This window comes from Streptomyces globisporus (assembly GCF_003501885.1).
GTDB classification, from domain to species: domain Bacteria; phylum Actinomycetota; class Actinomycetes; order Streptomycetales; family Streptomycetaceae; genus Streptomyces; species Streptomyces globisporus_D.
The window spans coordinates 1-26,536 of sequence record NZ_QWFA01000004.1; the positions used below are offsets into that span (position 1 = coordinate 1).

The 26,536-nt window shown below is 71.0% G+C and carries 22 protein-coding genes, 1 tRNA gene, 1 pseudogene and 1 riboswitch; of the genes and pseudogenes, 17 read left to right on the forward strand and 7 right to left on the reverse strand.

What is annotated here, in order from left to right; translation table 11 throughout:
- From D3105_RS01405 to D3105_RS01460, 12 genes and pseudogenes are all read left to right on the forward strand, one after another.
- Positions 1–479 (forward strand): annotated as a pseudogene (locus tag D3105_RS01405) (serine/threonine protein kinase); the annotation flags it as partial.
- 163 nt (positions 480–642) lie between these two features.
- Entirely contained in the window at positions 643–1,296 is a 654-nt protein-coding gene (locus D3105_RS01410) for a SurA N-terminal domain-containing protein (RefSeq protein WP_118899187.1), read from the forward strand.
- A gap of 47 nt (positions 1,297–1,343) precedes the next feature.
- Positions 1,344–2,345, forward strand: coding sequence for a nucleoside triphosphate pyrophosphohydrolase (locus tag D3105_RS01415; protein WP_118899188.1), 1,002 nt, complete (start codon positions 1,344–1,346; stop codon positions 2,343–2,345).
- Complete coding sequence (locus D3105_RS01420) at positions 2,342–3,646, forward strand: cytochrome P450 family protein (RefSeq protein WP_118899189.1); 1,305 nt, start codon at positions 2,342–2,344, stop codon at positions 3,644–3,646. The genes D3105_RS01415 and D3105_RS01420 overlap by 4 nt, the downstream gene beginning before the upstream one ends.
- 176 nt (positions 3,647–3,822) lie before the next feature.
- Entirely contained in the window at positions 3,823–4,875 is a 1,053-nt protein-coding gene (locus tag D3105_RS01425; RefSeq protein WP_118899190.1) for a transglycosylase family protein, read from the forward strand.
- A gap of 288 nt (positions 4,876–5,163) precedes the next feature.
- A riboswitch (cyclic di-AMP (ydaO/yuaA leader) is annotated at positions 5,164–5,346 on the forward strand.
- A 5-nt stretch (positions 5,347–5,351) separates the two neighbouring features.
- Positions 5,352–6,059 (forward strand): transglycosylase family protein, encoded by a 708-nt coding sequence (locus tag D3105_RS01430; protein WP_030710354.1) that lies wholly within the window; start codon positions 5,352–5,354, stop codon positions 6,057–6,059.
- A gap of 322 nt (positions 6,060–6,381) precedes the next feature.
- A complete protein-coding gene (gene eno, locus D3105_RS01435; RefSeq protein ID WP_006125111.1) occupies positions 6,382–7,662 on the forward strand; it encodes a phosphopyruvate hydratase in 1,281 nt (426 codons plus the stop codon).
- 94 nt (positions 7,663–7,756) lie between these two features.
- Positions 7,757–8,236, forward strand: coding sequence for an FtsB family cell division protein (locus D3105_RS01440; protein ID WP_118899191.1), 480 nt, complete (start codon positions 7,757–7,759; stop codon positions 8,234–8,236).
- Positions 8,237–8,284: 48 nt separating this feature from the next.
- A complete protein-coding gene (locus D3105_RS01445; protein WP_118899192.1) occupies positions 8,285–8,899 on the forward strand; it encodes a DUF501 domain-containing protein in 615 nt (204 codons plus the stop codon).
- Positions 8,896–9,840 carry a Ppx/GppA phosphatase family protein gene (locus D3105_RS01450; RefSeq protein WP_118899193.1) on the forward strand — a complete coding sequence of 315 codons (945 nt, stop codon included), beginning with the start codon at positions 8,896–8,898 and terminating at the stop codon, positions 9,838–9,840. The genes D3105_RS01445 and D3105_RS01450 overlap by 4 nt, the downstream gene beginning before the upstream one ends.
- Positions 9,841–10,265: 425 nt before the next feature.
- Positions 10,266–11,651, forward strand: a complete 1,386-nt coding sequence (locus tag D3105_RS01455; RefSeq protein WP_118899194.1) for an NAD(P)/FAD-dependent oxidoreductase — start codon at positions 10,266–10,268, stop codon at positions 11,649–11,651.
- Between the two features lie 333 nt (positions 11,652–11,984).
- Positions 11,985–13,307: an SAM-dependent methyltransferase gene (locus tag D3105_RS01460; RefSeq protein WP_118899195.1), complete on the forward strand. Its 1,323-nt coding sequence runs from the start codon at positions 11,985–11,987 to the stop codon at positions 13,305–13,307.
- A gap of 95 nt (positions 13,308–13,402) precedes the next feature.
- On the opposite strand, the gene D3105_RS01465 is transcribed toward D3105_RS01460, so the two are convergent.
- On the reverse strand, positions 13,403–15,934 hold the full coding sequence (locus D3105_RS01465; protein WP_118899196.1) for an ABC transporter permease: 2,532 nt from the start codon (positions 15,932–15,934) through the stop codon (positions 13,403–13,405).
- 119 nt (positions 15,935–16,053) lie between these two features.
- Entirely contained in the window at positions 16,054–16,824 is a 771-nt protein-coding gene (locus D3105_RS01470; protein ID WP_006125104.1) for an ABC transporter ATP-binding protein, read from the reverse strand.
- A gap of 579 nt (positions 16,825–17,403) precedes the next feature.
- Between D3105_RS01470 and D3105_RS01475 the strand changes: the two genes are divergently transcribed.
- From D3105_RS01475 to D3105_RS01485, 3 genes are all read left to right on the forward strand, one after another.
- A tRNA-Leu gene (locus D3105_RS01475) sits at positions 17,404–17,489 on the forward strand.
- A 213-nt stretch (positions 17,490–17,702) separates the two neighbouring features.
- A complete protein-coding gene (locus D3105_RS01480) occupies positions 17,703–18,584 on the forward strand; it encodes a Bax inhibitor-1/YccA family protein (protein ID WP_032783653.1) in 882 nt (293 codons plus the stop codon).
- A gap of 152 nt (positions 18,585–18,736) precedes the next feature.
- Positions 18,737–19,054, forward strand: coding sequence for a hypothetical protein (locus tag D3105_RS01485; RefSeq protein WP_118899197.1), 318 nt, complete (start codon positions 18,737–18,739; stop codon positions 19,052–19,054).
- 39 nt (positions 19,055–19,093) lie between these two features.
- Here D3105_RS01485 and D3105_RS01490 read toward each other — a convergent pair whose 3' ends face one another.
- The 3 genes from D3105_RS01490 to D3105_RS01500 all read right to left on the reverse strand — a co-directional run bounded on the left by D3105_RS01490 (position 19,094) and on the right by D3105_RS01500 (position 22,640).
- Positions 19,094–19,993, reverse strand: a complete 900-nt coding sequence (locus D3105_RS01490; RefSeq protein ID WP_118899198.1) for a hypothetical protein — start codon at positions 19,991–19,993, stop codon at positions 19,094–19,096.
- Between the two features lie 236 nt (positions 19,994–20,229).
- Positions 20,230–21,450 (reverse strand): acetyl-CoA C-acetyltransferase, encoded by a 1,221-nt coding sequence (locus D3105_RS01495; protein ID WP_118899199.1) that lies wholly within the window; start codon positions 21,448–21,450, stop codon positions 20,230–20,232.
- 188 nt (positions 21,451–21,638) lie between these two features.
- Positions 21,639–22,640 carry an SGNH/GDSL hydrolase family protein gene (locus D3105_RS01500; RefSeq protein WP_118899200.1) on the reverse strand — a complete coding sequence of 334 codons (1,002 nt, stop codon included), beginning with the start codon at positions 22,638–22,640 and terminating at the stop codon, positions 21,639–21,641.
- A gap of 159 nt (positions 22,641–22,799) precedes the next feature.
- Between D3105_RS01500 and D3105_RS01505 the strand changes: the two genes are divergently transcribed.
- Positions 22,800–24,206, forward strand: a complete 1,407-nt coding sequence (locus tag D3105_RS01505; RefSeq protein WP_118899201.1) for a cystathionine beta-synthase — start codon at positions 22,800–22,802, stop codon at positions 24,204–24,206.
- Positions 24,207–24,597: 391 nt separating this feature from the next.
- Here the strand turns inward: D3105_RS01505 and D3105_RS01510 are convergent, their stop codons facing one another.
- Positions 24,598–25,014: a hypothetical protein gene (locus tag D3105_RS01510; RefSeq protein WP_118899202.1), complete on the reverse strand. Its 417-nt coding sequence runs from the start codon at positions 25,012–25,014 to the stop codon at positions 24,598–24,600.
- Between the two features lie 162 nt (positions 25,015–25,176).
- On the opposite strand from D3105_RS01510, the gene D3105_RS01515 reads away from it, so the two are divergent.
- Entirely contained in the window at positions 25,177–26,022 is an 846-nt protein-coding gene (locus tag D3105_RS01515) for a MurR/RpiR family transcriptional regulator (RefSeq protein WP_118899203.1), read from the forward strand.
- 30 nt (positions 26,023–26,052) lie between these two features.
- On the opposite strand, the gene D3105_RS01520 is transcribed toward D3105_RS01515, so the two are convergent.
- Positions 26,053–26,427 carry a hypothetical protein gene (locus D3105_RS01520; RefSeq protein WP_118899204.1) on the reverse strand — a complete coding sequence of 125 codons (375 nt, stop codon included), beginning with the start codon at positions 26,425–26,427 and terminating at the stop codon, positions 26,053–26,055.
- Positions 26,428–26,536 lie beyond the last annotated feature (109 nt).

Genomic DNA, 26,536 nt, shown 5'->3' on the forward strand with positions numbered 1-26,536 from the left:
CGGCCGCCGCGGCCGAGCACGGCGAGCACTCACCGGTCGTCCGCATCCTGCGCAAGCAGTACGCCGCGACGCTCATGGACGACGGGCAGTACCGCCGCGCCCTGCCCGAACTGCGCCGCCTCGCCGAGGACCGCACCGCCGAGTCGGGCCCGGCCGACAGCCAGGCCCTCCAGTTCCGTTACGACGCGGCCCAGTGCCTGGAGCAGCTCGGCGAGGCCGGGGCCGCACTGGTCGAGTACCGCGCGGTCCTCCCGTACTACGAGAACGCCTACGGGCCGATCACCTCCGATCCCGGCCGCGCCCTCGACATCCGGCACCGCATCGGACAGCTGCTCCTGGCGGTCGGCGACCACACCGCGGGCCGGGCCCAGCTCCAGGCGCTGCTGTACGACGCGGAGCGCACCTACGGGCCGCACCACCCGCTGCCCATGGACCTGCGCCGCCTGCTCAGCCACCAACGGGACGTCCGCGGTGGCTGAAAGCGCCCCTGAAAGCGCCCCGGAGCACCGCCCTTCGCGGACCACATCCCCAACTCCTCCCGAATCGTTGGTCGAATCAGTGGCACAGGCCACATCCACTGCCTAACATCGATCACCGCAAGGCTTTGTGCACCGATGCACAAACTCTCCCCGGGAGGCTCCTTTGCACCGCCGCCGTCGCACCGCGCTCTCCGTCCTCGCCGCAACGCTCGTCGCCGCGCCGCTCCTGTCGGCCTGCGGCAACCAGGCCCACCCCGGTGCCGCGGCCGTCGTGGGCGGCGAGCGGATCGAGGTGTCGGCGGTCCAGGAGCGGGCCGCGGAGGTCCGCACCGCCCAGGAGAGCTCCCCGCAGGCGGCCCAGCTGGTGAACAAGTCGGGCCAGCTCAACCGCGCCAAGCTGCACGGGCTGATCTTCGGCCGGATCCTCGACCGCGCCGCCGAGGACGCGGGGGTCAGGGTCTCCCGCAAGGAGATCCAGGAGATGCGGCAGGCCAGCCTCGCCCAGCAGGGCGGCGAGGAGCAGTTCGAGGCGATGATGCTCCAGCAGCGCTGGGTGGCCCCGGACCAGATCGACGCCGACATGCGCCAGGAGGTCCAGCTCCCGAAGCTGGCCCGGGCGCTCGGCGCGGACCTGGGCACGCCCGCCGGCCAGCAGGTCGTCGGCGAGGCCCTCACGAAGGCGTCCAAGGCCCTCGACATCGACGTCAACCCGCGCTTCGGCACCTGGGACGACCAGAAGATGCAGCTCGGCAACTACAGCGCGCCCTGGATCACCCAGCGCACCGAGTTCACCCCCGAGCAGCCGACGGAGGCCTGACCGGCCGCGGCCGGAGGCGGGATCTCCTGCGGAGGTAGGTTCACAGGGTGAACGCCGAAGCCCCCGACACCTCCGTCGAGCCCCCCGCCGACCCCGGCCGCATCGTCCTGCTCACCGCCAGCCACCGGGTCGCGCCCGGCCTGCTGTCCTGGCCCGCCTGGCAGACCCTGCACGCCGCCGACCGCGTCCTCACCGCGGATCCGGACCAGCCGCAGTTGCCCTACCTCCGCGAGGCGGGCGTACGCGTCGAACACGCCACGCCCTCCGCGGACGAGCTGGTCGCGGACTGCGCGGGCGGCCGGACGGTGGTCGTCCTGACCGGCGGAGAGGGCAACGCCCCCCTCACCGACGGCCTGGCCCGCCTGGGCGGCTCGGGCCGGGTGGCCATGCCGGACCTGGAGCTGCTCCCCGGCTCCTACGACCTGCCCGGCGCCCGCCTCCTCGACCTGGTCCAGGTCATGGACCGGATCCGCCGCGCCTGCCCCTGGACCTCGCAGAAGACGCACCGGGGCCTCGCCAAGTACGCCATCGAGGAGGCGTACGAACTGGTCGAGGCGATCGAGGACGGCGACCGGGACGAGCTGCGCGAGGAGCTGGGCGACGTCCTGCTCCAGGTCGTCTTCCACGCCCGCATCGCCGAGGAGGACCCCGAGGAGCCGTTCGCCATCGACGACGTGGCGGGCGGCCTCGTCGAGAAGCTGATCCACCGCCACCCGCACGTCTTCGGCGACGAGACCGCCGAGACCCCCGAGGACGTCCACGCGCACTGGCTGCGCACCAAGGCGATCGAGAAGCAGCGCACCTCGGTCACCGACGGCGTCCCCCTCGGCCAGCCCGGCCTGGCCCTCGCCGCGAAGCTCGGCAGCCGGGTCCGTACGGCCGGCCTCGACGTCCCCCTCCCGACGGGAGAGCCCGCCGGCGACTCCATCGGCTACGACCTCCTCGCCCTGGCCGTCGCCGCCGAGGCGAACGGCACCGACCCGGAAGCCGCCCTGCGCGCGGCGGCACGGGCGTACCGGGACGCGATCGTGGCGGTGGAGGGCGCGTGAACGACAGCTCCGCCTGCCCCCACGGCACCACCACCCCCGAAGGCGCACCCGAACTCTTCACCTGGGAGTTCGCCACCGACCCCTACCCCGCCTACGCCTGGCTCCGCGAGCACCGCCCCGTGCACCGCACCGCGCTGCCCAGCGGGGTCGAGGCGTGGCTCGTGACGCGGTACGGAGATGCCCGGCAGGCGCTTGCCGACGCGCGGCTCTCCAAGAACCCGGCCAACCACGCCGAGTCGCCGCACGCCAAGGGGAAGACGGGGATCCCGGGGGAGCGCAAGGCGGAGCTGATGACGCATCTGCTCAATATCGACCCGCCGGACCACACCCGGCTGCGCCGGCTCGTGTCCAAGGCGTTCACCCCGCGCCGGGTCGCGGAGTTCGCGCCCCGCGTGCAGGAGCTGACGGACCAGCTCATCGACGGGTTCATCGAGGAGGGGAAGGCCGATCTGATCCATGACTTCGCCTTCCCGCTCCCCATTTACGCCATCTGCGATCTGCTCGGCGTCCCGCGCGAGGACCAGGACGACTTCCGGGACTGGGCGGGCATGATGATCCGGCACGGGGGCGGGCCGCGCGGCGGGGTCGCCCGGTCGGTGAAGAAGATGCGCGGCTATCTCGCCGAACTCATCCACCGCAAAAGAGAGAATCCCGGCGACGACCTGATCTCCGGGCTGATCCGGGCCAGCGACCACGGCGAGCACCTCACGGAGAACGAGGCGGCCGCGATGGCCTTCATCCTGCTCTTCGCCGGATTCGAGACGACCGTCAATCTGATCGGGAACGGGACCTACGCGCTGCTGCGCCACCCCGAGCAGCGGGCCGCGCTGCAGGCTTCCCTCAATGCCGGGGAGGGCGCGCTGCTGGCGACCGGGCTGGAGGAGCTGCTCCGGTTCGACGGGCCGGTCGAGATGGCGACCTGGCGGTACGCCACCGAGCCGCTGACCCTGGGCGGCGCGGAGATCGCCGCCGGGGACCCCGTTCTGGTCGTGCTCGCGGCGGCCGACCGCGACCCGGAGCGGTTCGCGGATCCGGACGTTCTGGACCTTGCACGGAGTGACAATCAGCACCTCGGTTACGGGCACGGCATCCACTACTGCCTGGGGGCGCCGCTGGCTCGGCTCGAAGGGCAGACCGCGCTGGCCACCCTCCTGAGACGCCTCCCTGACCTGCGACTTGCAGCGGAACCTGCCGATTTGCGCTGGCGCGGCGGGCTCATCATGCGCGGACTGCGCACCCTTCCGGTCGAGTTCGAGCCCGGGATCCGCTCCGAAAAAAGTGACACGCTGTCAACTCTGTGACTTTCACGTGATCTGCGCTGCATCGACTTGTGACACACGTTCGAGTCCCGCTAGGTTCACGGTTCGACGCGTAGGCCGCACGTTGCTCACGCGTCACTTGTGCGCCGACGCAGGCACGGAATCCCGCTGCGCGGCGCTCAGGTCACTCGCTTGTCAGTCGCACGGAAGGCATACCCATGGGCTCCGCGAACGGCAGACACCGCCGCCCTCGCCAGGCACCCGCCATCGTTGTCGCCGCAGGTGTGACGGGATCGGCCATCGCCATCCCGCTGCTCGGGGCGAGCGGCGCGACCGCCGCCGAGGCCTCCACCTGGGACCGGGTCGCGGAGTGCGAGAGCGGCGGAATGTGGAGCGCCGACCTCGGCAACGGCTACTACGGCGGGCTCCAGTTCTCGCAGGAGACCTGGTCGGCGTACGGCGGTACGGAGTTCGCACCCCGCGCCGACCTGGCCAGCCGGTCGCAGCAGATCTCCGTCGCAGAGAAGGTCCTGGACGACCAGGGCCCCAAGGCGTGGCCGAGCTGTGCGGTGATCTCGGGTCTCGCGGTGGACGGCAGCCTCCCGGGCGTCGACCCGGGCACCTCGCCGGCCCCCGACCCGTCGACCACCCCGACCGATGAGGCGGACGCATCCGACGAAGCGGATGAATCCGGCAAGTCCGGTGAAGCCGATGAGTCCGGCGAGGGTGACAAGGGTGACGAGAGCGGCAGGGGTGGGAAGGGCGACCCCGCGGACAAGGGTGACAGCGCGGACGCGGAGAAGGGCGGCGAAGCCCCCGACTCCTCGGTGACGCCCTCCACTCCGCCCTCCTCCGAGGCCCCCGGCGCCACCGACCCCTCCACCGCCCCCGACTCCTCGAAGGGCAAGGGCGGCAAGCACCGCGGCGCCCCCGCGCCCGAGGAGGCCGGAGCGGGCCAGGAGGACGGCCCGCGCGGATCCGGTCGGCACGCCTCGCGCGGCGACGGCGACGCCCGGGACGGCGGCGCGGCGACCGATGCGTACACGGTGCAGCCCGGCGACAATCTCTGGGCCATCGCCGACGCCCAGGAACTCCCTGACGGCTGGACCGGTCTCTACGAGGCCAACAAGGACCTCCTGGGCTCCGACCCGGACCTGATCCTGCCCGGCCAGAACCTGGATCTGGGGCTGGACCAGGCTGTCGGCCAGGCCGCGCCCGAAGGTGCCGAAGAGCCTGCCGAGGAGCCCGCCGAGGCGCCTGCCGCCAACTGAATCAATTCGGGAAAATACCCCGAAACCAGAGGCAGTTAAGAGGCCTATGTCCACTTTGTGTAAGTGAGACATGGGTCTCTTTGCTTCAACTCGCGCGCCCCTTCCGGCTCATTCGCACACATCACCCCCGACCTGCGGAAACGGCCCACCGGCCGCCGCGAGTTCGGGCCGATTGCCCCCTATGTCCATCTTTGAATGTCGGGGTTGCCTGTGTTTACGGTCTAAGCCGCTCGCACCGCGGGCCCCGTCGACCGTCACGCCGAATCCTGCCGTCGGTCGAAGGGAACAGACGCGTAAGCGCCGTAGGCAGGAGCGGGGGACCCAGGTAAGCCGCCGGGTCCGCACGGCCCCTTCGTGAGGAGGGGGCGTACGGGACCGGCTAGGGGTGAAGCCGTGCGCAAGGACGCACGGCCGGGCAACTCATCAGCCCGAACCCGACAGCTCACCTCGTAGGCGTCGGTGAGGAGATTCGTTCCATGCTGCTGAACAGCAAGGGCAAGCACCGCCGCCCGTCCAAGGCCGCCCGTATCGCCACCCTCGCGGGTGTCACCGGTGCCGCCGTCGCCGTCCCGCTGATGGGCGCGACCAACGCTTCCGCCGCCTCCGTCGAGACCTGGGACGCCGTCGCCCAGTGCGAGTCCGGCGGCAACTGGTCCATCAACACCGGCAACGGCTACTACGGCGGACTGCAGTTCTCGCAGTCCAGCTGGGCCGCCGCCGGCGGTACGCAGTACGCCTCGCGCGCCGACCTGGCCTCCAAGGACCAGCAGATCGCCACCGCCGAGAAGCTCCTCGACATGCAGGGCCCGGGTGCCTGGGCCTGCGCCGGCGCCGGCGGCCTCACCAACGACGGTGTGGACCCGGGCGTGAACCCCGGCGGCTCCGGCCAGTCCGAGAGCAAGCCCGAGCAGGCGCAGCCCGAGCGCCAGGCCGAGCAGCCCACCACGCGCAGCGAGCAGCGCGAGGCCCCGAAGGCCGAGAGCAAGAAGACCGTCACCACCCCGACCGGCGACAAGGTCAAGAAGGGCGACGGCGAGTACAAGGTCAAGGCCGGCGACACCCTGAGCAAGATCGCTCAGAAGGAAGACGTCAAGGGCGGCTGGAGCAAGCTCTTCAAGCTCAACGACGACATCGTCGAGGACGCGAACCTGATCTTCCCGGGTCAGCAGCTCCACCTGAAGTAATCGCCGTCTCTCCTCCCCGGAGGGAGAGCGTCCGGCGGCACTCTCCCTCGCACGGCTTCCCGGCCCGGCGCGCTCTTCCCCCCAGCGTGCCGGGCCGGGTTCTTCGTGGACGGCGGGCGTCCGGGGGCCGTATGCGTTCACCTCTTGTTGTTACCGCTCAGTAGATTTCTAGAGTTCTGCCCCGATATGCAGGTCCTTGGGTCCTTTTTCGTCCCAGGAGACGGGCGGTCGGCCGACGGACGCGGCCGGGCCGGATAGGCTCGGGTCGCAAGGCCACAGTGACCCTGCACAACCAGTGTCAGATCCCAGAAGGAGATGCCTCGTGCCGTCCATCGACGTCGTCGTAGCCAGGGAAATCCTCGACTCCCGGGGCAACCCCACGGTCGAGGTCGAGGTCGGCCTCGACGACGGCAGCACGGGCCGTGCTGCCGTTCCGTCCGGCGCCTCCACCGGTGCGTTCGAGGCCATCGAGCTTCGCGACGGTGACCCCAACCGCTACCAGGGCAAGGGCGTCGAGAAGGCCGTCCTCGCCGTCATCGAGCAGATCGGCCCGGAGCTCGTCGGGTACGACGCCACCGAGCAGCGCCTCATCGACCAGGCGATGTTCGACCTGGACGCCACCGAGAACAAGGCCTCGCTCGGCGCGAACGCCATCCTCGGCGTCTCGCTGGCCGTCGCGCACGCCGCCTCCGAGGCGTCCGACCTGCCGCTCTTCCGCTACCTCGGCGGCCCGAACGCGCACCTGCTGCCCGTTCCGATGATGAACATCCTGAACGGCGGCTCGCACGCCGACTCCAACGTGGACATCCAGGAGTTCATGATCGCCCCGATCGGCGCGGAGTCCTTCTCCGAGGCCCTGCGCTGGGGCGCGGAGATCTACCACACGCTGAAGAAGGTCCTGAAGACGAAGGGCCTGTCCACCGGACTCGGCGACGAGGGCGGCTTCGCCCCGAACCTGGAGTCCAACCGCGCCGCCCTGGACCTCATCGTCGAGGCCATCAAGGAGGCCGGTTACGTCCCGGGCCGCGACATCGCGCTCGCGCTCGACGTCGCCGCGTCCGAGTTCTACAAGGACGGCGTCTACGAGTTCGAGGGCAAGTCCCGCTCGGCCGCCGAGATGACCGAGTACTACGAGGAGCTCGTCTCCGCGTACCCGCTGGTCTCCATCGAGGACCCGCTGTACGAGGACGACTGGGCCGGCTGGAAGGTCATCACCGACCGCATCGGCTCCAAGGTGCAGATCGTCGGCGACGACCTCTTCGTCACCAACCCCGAGCGCCTGGCCCGCGGCATCGAGGAGGGCTCCGCCAACGCCCTGCTCGTCAAGGTCAACCAGATCGGTTCGCTGACCGAGACCCTGGACGCCGTCGAGCTGGCGCAGCGCAACGGCTTCAAGTGCATGATGTCGCACCGCTCCGGCGAGACCGAGGACGTCACCATCGCCGACCTCGCCGTCGCCGTGAACTGCGGCCAGATCAAGACCGGCGCCCCGGCCCGCTCGGACCGCGTCGCCAAGTACAACCAGCTGCTGCGCATCGAGGAGATCCTCGACGACGCCGCAGTGTACGCGGGCCGCTCCGCCTTCCCGCGTTTCAAGGGCTGACCCGTAGCGTCAAGCCGGTGGCCTCCGCCCGTCCCCGCACCCGGTCCCGTACCGTGTGCGGGGACGGACGTATGTGACGGGGAGGCGGGGAGACATGGCCGGCAAGGACCGTGACCGGTTCTCCACCGCGACCAGGCTGCGGCTGCTCGGTGAGCAGACCGCGGCCCGCGTGTACCGATCGCAGAACCGCCGCCAGGCCCGCCGCTCCCGGCTCACCGGCCGGGCCGCGTTCCTGGCGCTGGTCGTCTGCTCCCTGGTGGTGGCGCTCGCCTACCCGATGCGGCAGTACGTCTCCCAGCGTGACGAGATCGCCGAGCAGGAGCGGCTCTCGCAGGAGGCCCAGCGGCGCACCGAGGAGCTGCGGGACGAGAAGGCGCGGCTCCAGGACGACGCGTACATCATGCGCCTGGCCCGCCAGCACCTCCATTACGTCCTTCCCGGGGAGACCGGCTACACCGTGGCCGACCCCGACGCGGCGAAGGACCGTCGGTCGGAGCCCGGTGCGAGCGACCGGCCCTGGCACTCCAACCTCTGGGACGGCGTGGACAGCGCCGACCGTGACGACCGCGACTGACCGAGCCGCGACCCCCTTTTACGAGCTTCGAGCAGAACCAAGGCAGGCATGGAAACGCCCCCTCCGCAGACCGAGTCCACCAAGCCCACCGACACGGACATCGCCGCGTTCCAGCAGCAGCTCGGCCGCCCGCCGCGCGGTCTGCGCGCCATCGCGCACCGCTGCCCGTGCGGCAACCCGGACGTGGTGGAGACCCAGCCCCGTCTGGAGGACGGCACGCCGTTCCCGACGACGTACTACCTGACCTGCCCCCGGGCGGCCTCGGCGATCGGCACGCTGGAGGCCAACGGGGTCATGAAGGAGATGACGGCCCGTCTGGAGACCGACCCGGAGCTGGCGAAGGCCTACCGGGCCGCGCACGAGGACTACATCACCCGCCGCGACGCCATCGAGGTTCTGGAGGGCTTCCCGAGCGCGGGCGGCATGCCGGACCGGGTGAAGTGCCTGCACGTCCTGGTCGGCCACTCGCTGGCCGCGGGCCCCGGGGTGAACCCGCTGGGCGACGAGGCCATCGCGATGCTGCCCGAGTGGTGGGCCAAGGGTCCCTGCGTCGCGCCGTGCGCGCCGCAGGTCGAGGACGATGGCTGGACGGTGGACGAGGGCGACGAGGGCCACTTCGCCTTCCGCCCGCTCGACGGCCCCGCCGACGGGCAGGGCGCATGACCCGGGTCGCCGCCGTCGACTGCGGCACCAACTCCATCCGGCTGCTCGTCGCCGATGTGGACCCCGCCACCGGCTCCTTCACCGAGCTGGACCGGCGGATGACGATCGTCCGCCTCGGCCAGGGCGTCGACAGGACCGGCCGGCTCGCCCCCGAGGCGTTGGAGCGGACGTTCGCGGCCTGCCGCGAGTACGCCGCCGCGATCGAGGAGCTGGGCGCGGAGCGGATCCGCTTCGTCGCCACCTCCGCCTCCCGCGACGCCGAGAACAGCGCCGACTTCGTGGCCGGGGTGCGGGACATCCTGGGCGTCGAGCCCGAGGTGATCACCGGCGACCAGGAGGCCCAGCTCTCCTTCGACGGGGCCACCAAGGAGCTGGCCGGCAGCGACCATCTGGCGAAGCCGTATCTGGTCGTCGACATCGGCGGCGGCTCCACCGAGTTCGTCCTCGGCTCGGACGAGGTGGAGGCGGCCCGGTCCGTCGACATCGGCTGCGTACGGATGACCGAGCGTCACCTCGTCGTGGACGGGGCCGTCGTGGACCCGCCGAGCCACGAGCGGGCCGCCGCGATCCGCGCGGACATCGACGCCGCCCTCGACCTCGCCGAGCAGACCGTGCCGCTCACCGGCGCGGGCACGCTCGTCGGCCTCGCCGGCACCGTGACCACGATCGCCGGGATCGCGCTGGAGCTGGAGGAGTACGACTCCGGGGCCATCCACCACTCCCGGGTCTCCCGGGGCCAGGTCCGCGCGATCACCGAGCACCTGCTGCGCTCGACGCACGAGGAGCGCGCCGCGATCCCCGTGATGCACCCCGGCCGGGTCGACGTGATCGGCGCCGGGGCGCTCGTCCTGCTCGCGGTGATGGAGCGGACGGGCGCCCACGAGGTCGTCGTGAGCGAACACGACATCCTGGACGGGATCGCGTGGAATGCGGCGGGCTGACCGCCGGCGCTCAATCGCTTCGTCACCTGCACCTTTGAGCCGCCCACCGGCTGCGGTGGGCTGCTCGGGGGACCCTTTCAGAGACACGCGGCGAGAAAGTTCGTGAACTTCTTCACAAGGAATTCGGCTCTCTCGGCCGCAGTTCGCGCCCCGTGCACCCCTGTGGGGCACTCCTGGGCTCGCGGGGGAGCGTCGCGGGCGCGTTCCCGGGGCGTTACGCCCGGATGAAAGAGGGGCGCGGTTCGCCCCGCCCGAAGGGTCAAGGACCAGCTCACAAGCGGTGAACAACGTTTCCCGCGGTGTCGTGGTTCCCTTTCGTGCCCATGACCTGGGTCACGTGGGCGGCGAAGTGTAGCAGAGGGTCGGTCAATCCTTGTGAAGGGGCTCACGAGCACCCCCCTGGGGCGGGGTGGATACTCGATGGCATGAGCACCACGGAGCGTCCCAGGATCCTCGTTGTAGGCGGTGGGTACGTAGGCCTGTACGCAGCTCGTCGCATTCTGAAGAAGATGCGATACGGAGAGGCGACCGTCACGGTCGTCGACCCGCGGTCGTACATGACGTACCAGCCCTTCCTCCCCGAAGCTGCTGCCGGCAGCATCTCGCCTCGGCATGTCGTCGTCCCGCTGCGACGCGTGCTGCCCAAGGCTGAGGTTCTCACCGGTCGTGTCACGACCATCGACCAGGACCGCAAGGTCGCCACGGTCGCGCCGCTCGTCGGCGAGGCCTACGAGCTGCCCTTCGACTACCTGGTCATCGCGATGGGCGCGGTCTCCCGCACCTTCCCGATCCCCGGCCTCGCCGAGCAGGGCATCGGCATGAAGGGCATCGAGGAGTCCATCGGTCTGCGCAACCACGTCCTGGAGCAGCTGGACAAGGCCGACTCCACGACCGACGAGGACGTCCGCCGCAAGGCGCTGACGTTCGTGTTCGTGGGCGGCGGCTTCGCCGGCGCGGAGACCATCGGCGAGGTCGAGGACATGGCCCGCGACGCGGCCAAGTACTACACCAACGTGAAGCGCGAGGACATGCGCTTCATCCTCGTCGACGCCGCCGACAAGATCCTTCCCGAGGTCGGTCCGAAGCTGGGCGCCTACGGCAAGGAGCACCTGGAGAGCCGCGGTGTGGAGATCTACCTCTCCACCTCGATGGACTCCTGCGTCGACGGCCACGTGGTCCTGAAGAACGGCCTGGAGGTCGACTCCAGCACCATCGTGTGGACCGCCGGTGTGAAGCCGAACCCGGCGCTGGCCCGCTTCGGCCTGCCGCTCGGCCCCCGCGGTCACGTGGACACCTCGGAGAAGCTCCAGGTGCAGGGCACCGACTACATCTGGGCCGCGGGCGACAACGCCCAGGTGCCGGACATGGTCGGCCGCCGCGCCGGCAACCCGAACGCCTGGTGCCCGCCCAACGCCCAGCACGCGCTGCGTCAGGCGAAGGTCCTCGGCGACAACGTGATCTCCGGCATGCGGGGCTTCCCGCAGAAGGAGTACAGCCACGCCAACAAGGGTGCGGTCGCCGGTCTCGGCCTGCACAAGGGCGTCGCGATGATCGTCATGGGCAAGGTGAAGATCAAGCTCAAGGGCCGTCTCGCCTGGTACATGCACCGCGGCTACCACGGCATGGCCATGCCGACCTGGAACCGTAAGATCCGGATCTTCGCCGACTGGACGCTGGCGATGTTCCTCAAGCGCGAGGTCGTCTCGCTCGGCGCCATGGAGACGCCGCGCGAGGAGTTCTACGAGGCCGCCAAGCCGGCCCCGGCTCCGGCCGCCGCCAAGCTCGAGGGCGAGAAGGCCAAGGCCTCCTGACCCTCCGGTGACCCGCTCCGCGAGGAGCGCTCCGTACGACGCCCGAAGGGGCCGTCCGCCATCCGTGGTGCGGACGGCCCCTTCGGCGTACCCGGGGGCGGGGTCGGGTGGGCGGCGGTGGCCCGGCCCCGCCGATGTGGGTGGGACGCACGCGCGCTTTGCCCTTTCGTTGCCCGGTAGCGGGATGACGGAGGGTGCGGGAAGAGTTGACGCAGGTGTACCTCGCGACGGCGCCCGGGGTGTCGTGGCGGGGCTACGCGCATGTCTGTTGCTCGTGCTTGTCGATCTTGTGCTTGCTGTGCTTGTCGGGGAAACACCACGGAGGTGTGCGCCATGGCAGACGCCGCGTCGCGGCTGACCGCTCTCGCCGAGGAGTTGCTCTCGGAACCCCTGCCGGTCCGGATCCGGGCCTGGGACGGCAGTGAGTCGGGGCCGCCCGACGCCCCGGCCCTCGTGATCCGTCACCGCCGCGCTTTGCGCCGCCTCCTGTGGAAGCCCGGCGAACTGGGCCTGGCCCGCGCCTGGGTGGCCGGGGAGATCGACGTCGAGGGCGACCTGTACGAGGTGCTCGACCGGATCGCCGGGCTGCTCTGGGACCGCGGTGCCGACGCCAAGGACACCGTCCACCCGGTCCGCGACCCCAAGGTCCGCGCCTTCGCCCGCGGCCTCCTCGGCCTCGCCGGGCCGTGGCCGCCGCCGGCCCCGCCCGCCGAGGAGGTGCGCCGCCGCTCCGGCCCGCTGCACACCAGACGCCGGGACAAGGAGGCCATCAGCCACCACTACGACGTCGGCAACGACTTCTACGCCCTGGTGCTCGGCCCCTCCATGGTCTACTCATGCGCCTACTGGCAGGACGGCTCCACCCTGGAGGACGCCCAGCGCGACAAGCTCGACCTGGTCTGCCGCAAGCTCGGTCTGAAGGAGGGCGACCGGCTCCTGGACGTCGGCTGCGGCTGGGGCTCGATGGCCATCCACGCCGCCCGCCACTACGGGGCCCGGGTCACCGGTATCACCCTCTCCCGGGAACAGGCCGCCCACGCCCGCAAGCGCATCGCCGAGGAGGGCCTGACCGACCGGATCGAGATCCGCGTCCAGGACTACCGGGACGTCCACGACGGCCCGTACGACGCGATCTCCTCCATCGGCATGGCCGAGCACGTCGGCTCGGTCCGCTACCGCGAGTACGCCGAGGACCTCTACGCCCTCCTCAAGCCCGGCGGCCGCCTCCTGAACCACCAGATCGCCCGCCGCCCCGAACGGGACGAGGACGCCTACCACATCGACGCGTTCATCGACGCCTACGTCTTCCCCGACGGCGAACTCGCCCCGGTCGGCCGCACCCTGGCCACCCTGGAGGAGGCCGGCTTCGAAGCCCGGGACGTCGAGGCGCTGCGCGAGCACTACGCGCTGACCCTGCGCCAGTGGGTGGCCAACCTGGAACGGCACTGGGAGCGGGCCGTACGCGCCACCTCCCCGGGCCGGGCCCGGGTCTGGCGGCTCTACATGGCGGCCTCGGCGCTCTCCTTCGAGCACAACAAGATCGGCGTCAACCAGATCCTCGCGGTGCGCCCGCTGGTCGGCGGCGGCTCCCGGCTGCCGCTGCGCGCCCGTGCGTGGACCGCGGGCGCGGATGCGGACACGGACACGGACGCCTGACCCGTACGGGTGCACGGGCGAGGGGCCGGTGCTCCGCTTCCCAGCGGTGCACCGGCCCCTCGTCGTCCCCTGTGTCCCTGCCCCGGGACCCGTGGCTACTCCGTCTTGATCGCCGTCAGCATGTTGAGCTTCGCGGCGCTGCGGGCGGGCCACAGCGAGGCGAGGACGCCCACCAGGCCGGCCAGGAGCAGGAAGATGCCGAGCCGGTCCCACGGGATGACCAGGGCGTAGCCGGGGATGTCGGCGGACAGGGTCCGGCCGATCGCCCAGCCGAGGAAGACGCCGAGGCCGACCCCGATCACCGCGCCGAAGACCGAGATGACGACGGCCTCCAGGCGGATCATCCGCTTGACGCGGCCCCGGTCGAGACCGATCGCGCGGAGCATGCCGATCTCCTGCTGCCGCTCGAACACCGACATCGCGAGGGTGTTGACGACCCCGAGGACCGCGATCAGCAGGGCCATGGCGAGCAGCCCGTACATGATGTTCAGGGCGGTGTTGATGAAGCCGCCGAACATGTCACGGATGTCCTGCCGGTCCATGACGCTCATCGCCGGGTTGTCGCCGAGCGCGTCCACGATGGACTGCTCGTTGGCCTTGCTCGCGCCGCCGTCCGCCTTGATCCAGATCTCGCGGATCTCCGGGCGGGTGGAGGCGCTGTGCCGGTCGGCCAGCTCCTTCGGGAGGACGAAGGGCGAGAGGAACTCGTTCTGCTTGTACGTCGCCCCGATCGTCACCTCGCCCTTCTTCTCGTCCTCGAACGTCACCGGAAGGGTGTCGCCGGTCTTCCAGCCGTTCGACTTCGCGGTCTCGGAGCCGACCGCGACCTGGCCGTCCTTGAGCGAGGCCAGCGAACCGGACTCGGTCGTCAGCGCGAAGACCTTCTCCACGTCCCCCGGGGTGACGCCGGAGGCCGAGTGGTACTCACCGTCGACCTGGAGCGAGGCCGCCTGCTGCGGGGAGAGCGCGGAGACGCCGTCGGCCTTCGACAGGGCCGTGAGCGCGGACTCGTCGAGCGAGTCGCCGCTCGCCATCGAGATCAGGTAGTCGGCCTTGATGTTGTCCGTGGTCATCTTGTCGATGGCCTGGCCGAGCGTGACGCCGAGCACCGAGATGCCGGTGACCAGGGTGAGCCCGATGGCCAGCGCGGAGGCGGTGGCTCCGGTGCGCCGCGGGTTGCGGACCGCGTTCTGCGAGGCCAGCTTCCCGGAGACGCCGAACACCTTCTTCAGCAGCGGCCGGACCAGCGCGATCACCGGGCGGGAGAGCAGCGGGATCAGGATGATGATGCCGATCAGGGCGAAGAACGCGCCCGCGGCGACCAGCTGCCGGCCCGAGGTGCCGCCGCTCGCGGCACCGCCGACGATGCCGGCGGAGCCGAGCAGAGTGATCACGCCGCCGATCGAGTTCCGTACGACGAGGGACTTGACGGAGGCGGTGGCGTGGACGCTGCTCATCGCGGCGACCGGAGCGATCTTCGCGGCCCTGCGGGCGGGCAGCCAGGCGGCCAGCACGGTGATCAGGATGCCGACCGCGAAGGCGGAGGCGACGGCGGTGGGCGAGACGATCAGCGGACCGGCCGGGATCTTGCCGCCCAGCAGGCCCATCGCGGAGCGCAGACCGGTGGCGAGGCCGAGACCGAGGAGGAAGCCGATGACGGAGGCGAGGGTGCCGACGAAAGCGGCCTCCAGCAGCACCGAGCGCTTCACCTGGCGGCGGGTGGCGCCGATGGCGCGCATCAGGGCCAGCTCACGGGTCCGCTGGGCGATCAGCATCGTGAAGGTGTTGGCGATGAGGAAGATGCCGACGAACAGCGCGATGCCGGCGAAGGCCAGCAGCATGGTGTTGAGGCTGGTCAGGCCGGACTCGATGTCCTTGGCCTGCTGGTCGGCGAGCGCCTTGCCGGTCTGCGCGGTGGCGTCCTTCGGCAGCAGCGGCTCGATCTCGTCCAGCAGCTTCTGGTCGGAGACACCGCCCGCCGCGCTGACCGTGGCGTTCTGGAAGACACCGGGCTTCAGGTAGAGCTTCTGGGCGGTCGGGGTGTCGAACAGCACGAGGCTGCCGCCCGCGTTGACCGCGCCGTCCTCGGTGGTGAAGATCCCGGAGAGGGTGTACTCCTTCACCGGGCCGTTGGTCGCGACCCGCACCGGGTCACCGACCTTGTACTCGCCCTTGCTCGCGGTGTCCTTGTCGAGCGCGACCGAGCCGTTCTTCACTGGGCCCGAGCCCTCGACGAAGGCGTACTGGGCGTCCTTGCCGTCCTTGCCGGGGGCGAAGTTCGCACCGGTGTTGGACCAGCCGTTGCCGATCAGCTTGCCATCGGGGTCGGCGACCCCGGCGAAGCCGTCGACGCGGCCGGTGGCGGAAGCCACGCCGTCCAGGCCCCGGATCTTCTCCAGGGTGGCGTCGTCGATGCCGGGGGTCTTCTCGTCGTCGCCGGCGTACGTCTCGATGGAGACGGCGACGTTGTCGTAGCTCTTGGCGGACTGGTTGCGGAAGGCGTTGCCGAGGGTGTCGGTGAAGACCAGCGTGCCGGAGACGAACGCTACGCCGAGCATGACGGCGAGCACGGTCATCAGCAGCCTGGCCTTGTGCGCGAGCACATTGCGCAGGGCGGTACGGAACATGTCTGTGTCCTGGGATGGGTTTCCGGAAGGGGAGGGCGGGGCGCGCGGGTACGGGGCCGGGTACGGCGGCCGTACGCGTCAGCCGTGCGGCGGCCGGTCGCGATGACCGGCCGCGGGCGTCAGCTGGTGCGGCCCTTCGCGTCGAACGCCTTCATCCGGTCGAGGACGCCGTCGGCGGTCGGGTGCATCATCTGGTCGACGACCGCGCCGTCCGCGAGGAAGATGACCCGGTCCGCGTAGGAGGCGGCCACCGGGTCGTGCGTCACCATCACCACGGTCTGGCCCAGCTCGCGCACCGAGTTGCGCAGGAAGCCCAGTACCTCGGCGCCGGAGCGGGAGTCCAGGTTTCCGGTCGGCTCGTCACCGAAGATGATCTCGGGCTGCGCGGCCAGGGCGCGGGCCACGGCGACGCGCTGCTGCTGACCGCCGGAGAGCTCGGTCGGGCGGTGCTTCAGCCGCTCCGAGAGACCGACCATGTCGATCACCTTCTGGAGCCACGCGGCGTCCGGCTTACGGCCCGCGATGTCCATCGGCAGCGTGATGTTCTCCAGCGCGGTGAGCGTCGGAAGCAGGTTGAACGCCTGGAAGATGAACCCGATCTTGTCCCGGCGCAACTGGGTGAGCTGCTTGTCCTTCAGCGTGGACAGCTCGGTCTCGCCGATCCGCACCGAGCCGCTGCTGAAGCTGTCGAGCCCGGCGACGCAGTGCATCAGCGTCGACTTGCCGGAGCCCGACGGGCCCATGATCGCGGTGAACTCGCCCTGCGGGAAGTCCACGGTCACCCGGTCCAGGGCGACGACCTGCGTCTCGCCCTCGCCGTAGACCTTCGACAGCTCCGTGGCGCGGGCAGCCACCGCGGTGGCGCGGTGAACGGTGGGGGTGGTGGTCACTGGGACGCTCCTGGTTCAGGGGTGCGGATGGGCCGGGGCCGTGGTGAGGCGGGGCGCTGACGCCATGCCTCGGGGACTTACTCCATCCTTACGGCCCGATCGCGTCCGGTCGTCACTCCCGATGCCCGTTCCCGTGGCCCTCTTGAGTCGCATCACGGGCGTGGATCCGTCCTCCTCGGGTATGACATCGACCCTGAGCGGAGTAGTGCCACCGCCGGATGGTCACCCAGTGTGAGCGGACCGGGGTGCGGGTGGAGAGCGGTCGCCGCGGCGGGCGGGCCGTCCCGGAGCGGTGCCGGCCGCGGGTCCTGATCGAGACGGCGGCCGAGGGTGGCGGACGCCCTGGCGGGGCATGGCGCGGACCTGGCGCGTTGGGCCGTACGAGTGCGGCGACTTTCCGTCATTCCGATGCGGCGCGCACAGCGCCCGGGAACGGCCGCGGGCGTGTGGTCCGCCCGGCCCGATGTGCTGACGACCCCTCAAGCGGTCAATAAAATAAGACAACATCGCGCCACTGTTCCGCTGATCGAGGGACGGCCCCGGATAGGGTCGGTAGCCAGACGCGGAGCCGCGCGGCACGCCCGGATGGTGGAACGTAGACACGGCGAGCTTAAACCTCGCTGCCCCTCGGGGGCGTGCCGGTTCGAGTCCGGCTCCGGGCACCACGCGCCGCACTCTGCGTGACTCCCACAGCCCTTACCGTGACGGGTGCACCGCCCCGGAACCGCGACCGCCGAACCGTCCCGGGACCCGGTCCGGCCCCCGGCGGGCGCTCCGGCGCGGATGCCGGAAAGATCCTCCCCGGGCACTAGGGTGATTCCTTTGCCTACCCATTACTCTTGTGGCAAGGCCACGCAGTGTGGCCATGGAGGAGTGAGATGAGGAGCAGCAACCCGGTCTTCTCGCGACGGGGGTTCAGCCGCGACAACGGCCACGCGGGCTTCAACGCGGCGCCGCAGGCCGGGGCCCCCGCGACGGGCAACCCGTACGCACAGGGCACCGCCGCCAACCCGTACGCCACCAACCCCTACGCGCAGACGGACATGCACGGCGCCCCGCAGGCGCCCGCCCGTACGGACGCGATGACCATCGACGGCGTGGTGACGCGCACGGCGATGACGCTCGGCACCGTGATCCTGGCGGCCGCCGCCGCGTGGTGGGTCATGCCGGTCGACCAGGCGAACCTGGGCAGCGCCTACGGCGTGGCCATCGGCGCCGCGCTCATCGGCTTCGTGCTGTCGCTGGTCAACTCGTTCAAGCGCCGGCCCTCGCCCGCGCTGATCCTGACCTACGCGGCGTTCGAGGGTGTCTTCCTCGGCATCGTCAGCAACATCGTCAGCATGTACGTCGCCCCTGGCGCCGCGATGCAGGCGGTGCTCGGCACCATGGCGGTCTTCGCCGGTGTGCTGATCGCCTACCGCACCGGGCTGATCCGGGTCACGCGCCGCTTCTACGGCTTCGTGATGGCGGCCGCCATCGGCTTCATGCTGCTGATGATGGTCAACCTCCTGTTCGCCGTCTTCGGCGGCGGTGACGGCCTCGGTTTCCGCAGCGGCGCCCTCGGTGTCGTCTTCGGCATCGTGGCCATCGTCATCGGCGCGGCCATCCTTGCCCTGAACTTCAAGCAGGTCGAGGACGGCATCGCGTACGGCGCTCCCCGCGAGGAGGAGTGGCTGGCCGCGTTCGGCCTCACCGTGACCCTGGTGTGGATCTACATCGAGATGCTGCGCCTGGTCGCGATCCTCAGCGGCGACGACTGAGCGACCCCGTAGCACCCGCAGTACCCCGTAGCACCGGAACGGCCCGCAGGCACTGCCTGCGGGCCGTTCCGCGTGCGCGGGGCGGGCGCGGGGGCCCACGCGCGGATCGGGCCGTTGGCGGGGGCGCGGGAGGGGCGCGTAGGGTCGGCCGGGTGCTCGATACGACGCCCCTGATCCTGGCCGTGGACCGTTTCGCCGACCGGCTGCGTTCGGCCCCGCAGAGCCGCCTCCAGCGCGGTGCGGCCGCCGAGGCGCTGGCCGCCGCCCGGGAGCTCGCCGTACGGGCCCAGCGGCTGGAGAACCCGGACGCCGAGCCGCGGGAGCTGCCGGACGCCGGGATGTTCGCCGTGGGCGACCAGCTCGCCGTCGCCGGGCGGGACCTGGCCGTGGCACTGGAAACGGCCCCGTCCCAGGAGCTGGACGAGGCCGTGCGGTATGTCGGGGAAGCGGCGGCGCGGGCTTTCGCGTGAACGGCGCGGGTGCGCGTACGAGCGGCCCGCGCCCGGCGGTCAGAACGAGGCGATGACGCGGTCGGCGAGGATGTACACGTTGTCCTCGCCGCAGGAGAAGGTCAGCGCATAGGCGCCCGAGACGCCCGAGCCGCCCAGCAGGACCGGCTGTCGGCCCGCCCGCAGCGCGTCCGCGAGCCGCTCGGCGGTCTCGCGGTGGCCCGGGGTCATGCAGAGCGTGGTGCCGTCGGCGAAGACGTACACATCGAGCGTGCCGAGCGGGCCGGGCCGCACGTCGGTCAGCTCGGTCGCGGTGTCGGCCAGCTCCTCGAGACGGTTCACGGTGCGCTCGTGGTCGGTGACCACCGGCGTCTGTACGGGGACGAAGTCCGGGTGCGAGGGGTGGCGGCGGCGGGCGGCGGCCAGCTCGGGGGAGTCCTCGGGGAACTCGGAGGTCTCCGGAAGCCCGGTCGCCAGATCCGTCGACAGCTCCGTCTGGAGGTCCGTCGGCAGATCGGTCAGCTCACCGACCTCGTGCTCCGCGAGGGTCCGCTCGCTCAGCTCGACGAGCTCCTCCATCGCCTCGGCCGCCTCCAGGTCCATCGACTCCAGGCCGGCGAAGTCGGCCTGCCGGGGCAGGTAGTACGGGGCCTCGTCGCCCAGGCCGGACAGACCGCCCAGCAGGGACGGGGCGTCGGCGGCGTCACGGGCCTCCTGGGCCGCCCAGAAGGCGCGCGCCTCGGCCAGCTCGCGCTCCCGCTCTTCGGCGAGCGCGTCGGCGACGGCCGCGCGTATCTCCTCGGCGGGAGTGGCCGTACTGCGGCTCTGCGGTGGCACCGAGGCGCCGGGAACGTGGCTCGCGGCCAGCTCCGTGCGCAGCGCCACGACCTGCTTGCGCAGCCCGTGAGCGGCGTGCAGTGCGGCGGCGCCGACGGCCGTGGCAGCGGCGGTGGTCAGCAACAGGGCAAATGACATGGCGCTCACTGACATACTCCCGGTCTCAATCGATACCCCCGACTTCCTACATCAGCTTGGCCTGTACCGGTACGTGCTGTCAGTGCATTACGTCACGAAATGGACAGGTCTTTCGGTCCGATGTTTAGCCTCAAACCGGCGTGACCTGCGGAAACGACTCTCCCCCGGGATGCAGATCACATCCTGGGGGAGATTCGGTCACGGTCGGGGCTCGGTGGGGTTCAGCTGAGGCGCTCGATCACCATCGCCATGCCCTGGCCGCCGCCCACGCACATGGTCTCCAGGCCGAACTGCTTGTCGTGGAACTGGAGGCTGTTGATCAGCGTGCCGGTGATGCGGGCGCCGGTCATGCCGAAGGGGTGGCCGACCGCGATCGCGCCGCCGTTGACGTTGACCTTGTCCAGCGGCAGGCCGAGGTCCCGGTAGGAGGGGATGACCTGGGCGGCGAACGCCTCGTTGATCTCGGCGAGGTCGATGTCGTCGATGGTCAGGCCGGCCCGCTTCAGCGCCTGCTTGCTGGCCTCGACCGGGCCGTAGCCCATGATCTCGGGGGAGAGGCCGGAGACGCCGGTGGAGACGATCCGGGCCAGCGGGGTCAGGCCCAGCTCGCGCGCCTTGGTGTCGGACATGATCACCAGGGCGGCCGCCCCGTCGTTGAGCGGGCAGCAGTTGCCCGCGGTGACGAGGCCGTCGGGGCGGAACACCGGCTTCAGGCCCTGCACGCCCTCCAGCGTGACGCCCGCGCGCGGGCCGTCGTCCTTGGAGACCACGGTGCCGTCGGGGGTGGTGACCGGGGTGATCTCCCGCTCCCAGAAGCCGTTCTTCAGGGCTTCCTCGGCGAGGTTCTGCGACCGTACGCCGAACTCGTCCATGTCCTGGCGGGTGACGCCCTTGGACCGGGCCAGGTTCTCCGCCGTCTGCCCCATCGAGATGTACGCGTCCGGGACGAGGCCGTCCTCGCGCGGGTCGTGCCAGCTCGCCCCGGACTCCTCGGCGCGGGCCGCGGTGCGGGCCTCGGCCTCGGCGAACAGCGGGTTGTGCGTGTCCGGCAGGCTGTCGGAGTTGCCCTTGGTGAAGCGGGACACCATCTCGACACCGGCCGAGATGAAGACGTCGCCCTCGCCCGCCTTGATCGCGTGCAGCGCCATCCGGCTGGTCTGCAGCGAGGAGGAGCAGTAGCGGGTGACCGTACAGCCGGGAAGGTGGTCCATCCCCATCTGCACGGCGATGATGCGGCCCAGGTTGTTGCCCTGCTCGCCGCCGGGCAGACCGCAGCCCAGCATCAGGTCGTCGATGTCCTTCGGGTCCAGCTCGGGGACCTTGGCCAGCGCGGTCTGGATGATCGTGGCGGTCAGGTCGTCCGCGCGCAGGTCCTTCAGGGACCCCTTGAAGGCGCGGCCGATCGGCGAACGGGCGGCAGAGACGATCACGGCTTCGGGCATAACGCGGCTCCAAGGGGCTGGACGGCTGTACGGGCTGTGAGGCTGTACGGCTGCACGTCGGGGTGGAAAGGCGGAACTCCTCTGGAAGTTACCCGGACGTATCGCCGGGGTCACCCGGCAGGCCGTGTGATGCGGGACTCTTTTCTAAGCGCTTGCTCAGCACATGGCCTGCCGTCGGGCCCCACCCGCTACGCGTGTCCGTGGGCGGCGTCCGGGTGGGCGTGCGGGGTGGGCTCCGTGGAGGCGGGCAGACGCCGCCGCCTGCGGTGCTTGAGGAGGGCCCAGGGCGCGCGCGCCCCCGTGACCTCCGTACCGGCCTCCCGGGCCGCCTGGGACGCGGCCTTGGCCACCGGGAGGATGTCCTCGCGCCGTGCGCCGTCCAGCCGGTCGGTCTCCGGCCACAGGCCCAGCACCGCGCACAGCGTGGGCAGCACCGCCATGGCCGCCGTGGCGTAGCCCTCGGCGGACGGGTGGTAGTTGTCCGGGCCGAACAGTTCGCGCGGGTTCGCCGCGAACTCGGGGCCCAGCAGGTCGCCCAGCGACACAGTGCGCCCGCCCTGCTCCACCGCGCCGATCGTCTGTGCCGCCGCCAGCTGCCGGCTCACCCGCCGGGCCAGCCAGCGCAGCGGCTGGTAGACGGGCTCGATCGTGCCCAGGTCCGGGCAGGTCCCGACGACCACCTCCGCCCCCGCCGTCCGCAGTCTGCGCACCGCCGTCGTCAGACAGCGCACCGACTGCGTCGCGGGCATCCGGTGCGTGACGTCGTTCGCCCCGATCATGATCACGCAGACGTCCGGGACCCGCGCCGGATCCGCGAGCAGCAGCGACACCTGCCGCTCCAGATCGTCCGACCGGGCCCCGGGCAGGGCCACGTTCCGCAGATCCACCGGCCGCTCGGCCACCGCCGCGAGCCCCGAGGCCAGCAGGGCGCCCGGGGTCTGCCCGGCCCGCCGCACCCCCTGGCCCGCGGCCGTCGAATCCCCGAGCATCCCGAGCCGCATCGCGTCGTTCGGCCCGGCGAACGCCACTCCGTACCGCCCGTCCGCGCTCGGCGGAACCGGCGCCGTCCCGCCGCCGACCTGCCTCTTCGCGAGCTGGACCTCCGCCAGGAACACGCCCACGGCCGCCGCACCGATCAACCCGATGCTGCCACCGCCGTAAGCCGCGCCCGCCGCGATCCGCCGTGCCACCCTTGCTCTCGACACAGTCCGGTCCACCTCCTCCTCGCCGTACAGCCGTACACGTACCTACTTGCCCCGCTCGGGGCTCCGTGTACTCCTTCCCGTACGCACAGTGCGTCCCGTACGCATACTCTGGGCCGGACCATCTCGGAGATCCCGGAGTACACGGTGCAATTCCACGATTCGATGATCAGTCTTGTCGGCAACACCCCGCTGGTGAGGCTGCGCAACGTCACGGCAGGTATCCAGGCGACCGTCCTGGCCAAGGTCGAGTACTTCAACCCCGGCGGGTCCGTGAAGGACCGCATCGCGCTGCGCATGATCGAGGCGGCCGAGCAGAGCGGGGAGCTGAAGCCCGGCGGCACGATCGTCGAGCCGACCAGTGGCAACACCGGTGTCGGCCTGGCCATCGTTGCGCAGCAGAAGGGCTACAAGTGCATCTTCGTCTGCCCGGACAAGGTGTCCACGGACAAGATCAACGTGCTGCGGGCGTACGGCGCCGAGGTCGTCGTCTGCCCCACCGCCGTTGACCCCGAGCACCCGGACTCGTACTACAACGTCTCCGACCGGCTGGTCACCGAGACGCCGGGCGCCTGGAAGCCCGACCAGTACTCCAACCCGAACAACCCGCGCTCGCACTACGAGACCACCGGTCCCGAGCTGTGGGAGCAGACGGAGGGGAAGATCACCCACTTCGTCGCGGGCGTCGGCACCGGCGGCACCATCAGCGGCACCGGCCGCTACCTCAAGGAGATCAGCGACGGCGCGGTCCAGGTCATCGGCGCGGACCCGGAGGGCTCGGTCTACTCCGGCGGCTCCGGGCGGCCGTATCTGGTCGAGGGCGTCGGCGAGGACTTCTGGCCGAGCGCCTACGACCGCAACGTCACGGACGAGATCGTCGCGGTGTCCGACAAGGACTCCTTCCAGATGACCCGCCGCCTCGCCAAGGAGGAGGGCCTGCTCGTCGGCGGATCCTGCGGCATGGCGGTCGTCGGCGCTCTGGAGGTCGCCAAGCGGCTCGGCCCCGACGATGTCGTCGTGGTGCTGCTCCCCGACAGCGGGCGCGGCTACCTGAGCAAGATCTTCAACGACGAGTGGATGGCCGACTACGGCTTCCTGGAGGACACCGGCACCTCTGCCAACGTCGGCGCGGTCCTGGACTTCAAGGAGGGCCCGATGCCCTCCCTCGTCCACATGCACCCGGAGGAGACGGTCGGCGAGGCCATCGAGGTGCTGCGCGAATACGGCGTCTCCCAGATGCCGATCGTGAAGCCGGGCGCCGGTCACCCGGACGTGATGGCCGCCGAGGTCATCGGCTCCGTCGTGGAACGGCAGCTGCTGGACGCGCTGTTCACCCAGCGTGCCTCGCTGACCGACCCGCTGGAGAAGCACATGTCGGCCCCGCTGCCGCAGGTCGGCTCCGGCGAACCGGTCGAGGACCTGATGGCCGTGCTCAGCGGCACCGGGGGAGCCGACGCGGCGATCGTGCTCGTCGAGGGCAAGCCGAAGGGCGTCGTGAGCCGGCAGGACCTGCTGGCGTTCCTCGCCAAGGACGCGGGCACGACGAAGGCCTGACGGGGCATCTCCGTCGCCCGGCCCGGCCGGGCGACGGTCCTCGGGAAGCCGGGCGCGGGCCTTGCGGGAGTCCGGCGCGGGGCCTCCCGGGGCCTGTCGCAGGGTTTCGCGAAACGGTACGAGCGCGTCACGTCCGCGCAGCACCCGCTTAACACGGCTCCGGCACATTGGTGGGTGTCGGCAGGGAGACCCGCCGGCACCCAGAACGGCGACACCGGACTACGGAGCGGCTCCCGGACCTCCACCGTCGCCCGGACGCGGGCAACCGGCCCTGACCCGGACCGCGTCCCTCGCGGGGACCGCCGTCGTCCCGCCCCCCGGGCAACCGGGGGTGCGGCGGTCCCCGCGACATAACCTCCGGGCTCGGCCCCTCTCCGCCCCTGCGCCGGGCTCAGTCCTTCCAGTCGGACGACGTCCGTTCGTCCCGGCGGCGGAACAGCCCCCCGCCCCGCGCCGCCTGGAACGCGTTGACGCCGACGATGCCGAGCCAGGCCACCACCAGCCCCTCGATCCCGGCGTTGACGACGCCGATCGCGGACAGCGGGACGGCCAGGATCAACGAGACGATCCCCAGCGCGTGCCGCTCCCCGAAGGTCTCCGGCTGCGCCGGGCGTGCGCCTCGGGCGTTGGTCATCTGCTGCTCGGCGAGCTGACGGCGGACCCGGCGGTCGAGCGTGGTGTCGAGGCGCTGCTCGACCTTCTCCAGGAACGATTCGATGAGCACGGACTCGTACTCCGCACCCAGCTCGCCGCGGGCCTGGAGGGTGGCGGCGAGCTCCTTCTTGAGCTCGTGGTCACGGGCTTCCATGGGGATGACGGTACGGAGTCCGGGCCCCCGTGACAGTAGGGCTAGCCCCCGAATCTCTTGGGGCTAGCCCCCGCACTCCTGCATATGGACATACAGCAACCTTCCTGGCTGAATAGAATGGTCGGCGCCGGTCGGGCGCGACGGATCCAGCAAGGGGACACCATGAGCGGGAGCAGCCCCGCCGCACGGTTGCAGCGGCTTTTCGAGGGCCACCGGCTCACGCCCACCCAGCGGCGCATCGCGCACTGCATGGTCCGCCGGGCCGCTGACGCGCCGTTCCTCTCCAGCGTCGAGCTGGCCGAGCTGGCCGGGGTCAGCCAGCCCTCCGTCACTCGCTTCGCCGTCGCCCTCGGCTTCGACGGCTATCCGGCGCTGCGCAGGCATCTGCGCGAGGTCGCACCCGCCGAGCCGGAGCAGGAGGAGGCGGGGGAGCGGTACAACGAGTACCAGCAGGCCGTCCGCGCCGAGATCGAAAACCTTCAGCACCTCTCCGACGTGCTCGCCGACCCCGCGCCCGTCGAGCGGGCCGGGCGGCTGCTCGCCGGCTCCCGGCCCCTGCCGGTGCTCGGGCTGCGCGCCGCCTCCTCGCAGGCGCGCGGCTTCGGCTACTTCGCCGCCAAGGTGCACCCCGACGTCCGGGTGCTCGACGAAGGCGGCAGCATGCTGGCCGACCGGATCGACTCCGCCCGCCGGGCCGGGGCGACCGCCCTGATGTGCTTCGCGCTGCCGCGCCACCCCAAGGAGAGCGTGGACGTTCTCGCGTACGCCCAGGACCAGGGGCTGACCGTCGTGACGGTCGCCGACTCCGCGTTCGCGCCCGTCGCCAAGCACAGCGATCTGCTGCTCCCGGCGGCCATCGGCTCCGGGCTCTCCTTCGACACCGTCTGTGCGCCGATGCTGCTCGGCCGGGTGCTGCTGGAGGCGATGTGCGACGGACTCCCGGACGCCCAGGCGCGGTTGGAGGAGTTCGACGTACGGGCGGCGGCGCGCGGTCTGTTCGTGGAGTGAGAGCCCCGGCCTCGCGCCGCCCCGAACGCGTCAGACCTCCAGCTCGGCCTCGATCTTCTTCAGCTGGTGGCGGGCCATCGCCAGGTTCGCCCGGCTCGCGTCCAGCACGAGGTAGAGGAACAGACCGTTGCCGCCACGGGTCTTGAGCAGCCGGATCAGGTGGTACTGGGTGTTCAGGGTGATGAGGATGTCCTCGATCTCCTCATTGAGCCCCAGGTGCTCCATGGTGCGGAGCTTGGCCCGGATGACGTCGGTGTTGCCCGCGGCGGCGACCTCCAGGTTGAAGTCCTTGCCGCCGCCCAGCGTGCCCAGGGCCATACCGCTGGTGTAGTCGACGAGGGCGGCACCCGTGGCGCCCTCGATCGAGCTCATCGCTTCCTTCAGTGTCGCTTCGGTGTTCGCCATGGGGGCTCGTTTCCTTTCCCTGGCCGGTCGCGGTGACCGGGTCCGTTTCTGTGCCGGCCGCTGGGCCGGTTTCCGTGCGGGCTGGTGCTCGGGCTTCTGCGTGATGGCT

What these genes read in the sequence shown, in the direction of transcription:
- D3105_RS01425 (WP_118899190.1), top strand. Translation starts at nt 3,823, where the DNA reads ATGGGCTCCGCGAACGGCAGACACCGCCGCCCTCGCCAGGCACCCGCC.
- D3105_RS01520 (WP_118899204.1), bottom strand. Translation starts at nt 26,427, where the DNA reads ATGGCGAACACCGAAGCGACACTGAAGGAAGCGATGAGCTCGATCGAG.
- D3105_RS01460 (WP_118899195.1), top strand. Translation starts at nt 11,985, where the DNA reads ATGGCAGACGCCGCGTCGCGGCTGACCGCTCTCGCCGAGGAGTTGCTC.
- D3105_RS01495 (WP_118899199.1), bottom strand. Translation starts at nt 21,450, where the DNA reads ATGCCCGAAGCCGTGATCGTCTCTGCCGCCCGTTCGCCGATCGGCCGC.
- D3105_RS01445 (WP_118899192.1), top strand. Translation starts at nt 8,285, where the DNA reads ATGGAAACGCCCCCTCCGCAGACCGAGTCCACCAAGCCCACCGACACG.
- D3105_RS01430 (WP_030710354.1), top strand. Translation starts at nt 5,352, where the DNA reads ATGCTGCTGAACAGCAAGGGCAAGCACCGCCGCCCGTCCAAGGCCGCC.
- D3105_RS01480 (WP_032783653.1), top strand. Translation starts at nt 17,703, where the DNA reads ATGAGGAGCAGCAACCCGGTCTTCTCGCGACGGGGGTTCAGCCGCGAC.
- D3105_RS01450 (WP_118899193.1), top strand. Translation starts at nt 8,896, where the DNA reads ATGACCCGGGTCGCCGCCGTCGACTGCGGCACCAACTCCATCCGGCTG.
- D3105_RS01510 (WP_118899202.1), bottom strand. Translation starts at nt 25,014, where the DNA reads ATGGAAGCCCGTGACCACGAGCTCAAGAAGGAGCTCGCCGCCACCCTC.
- D3105_RS01465 (WP_118899196.1), bottom strand. Translation starts at nt 15,934, where the DNA reads ATGTTCCGTACCGCCCTGCGCAATGTGCTCGCGCACAAGGCCAGGCTG.
- D3105_RS01455 (WP_118899194.1), top strand. Translation starts at nt 10,266, where the DNA reads ATGAGCACCACGGAGCGTCCCAGGATCCTCGTTGTAGGCGGTGGGTAC.
- D3105_RS01515 (WP_118899203.1), top strand. Translation starts at nt 25,177, where the DNA reads ATGAGCGGGAGCAGCCCCGCCGCACGGTTGCAGCGGCTTTTCGAGGGC.
- D3105_RS01440 (WP_118899191.1), top strand. Translation starts at nt 7,757, where the DNA reads ATGGCCGGCAAGGACCGTGACCGGTTCTCCACCGCGACCAGGCTGCGG.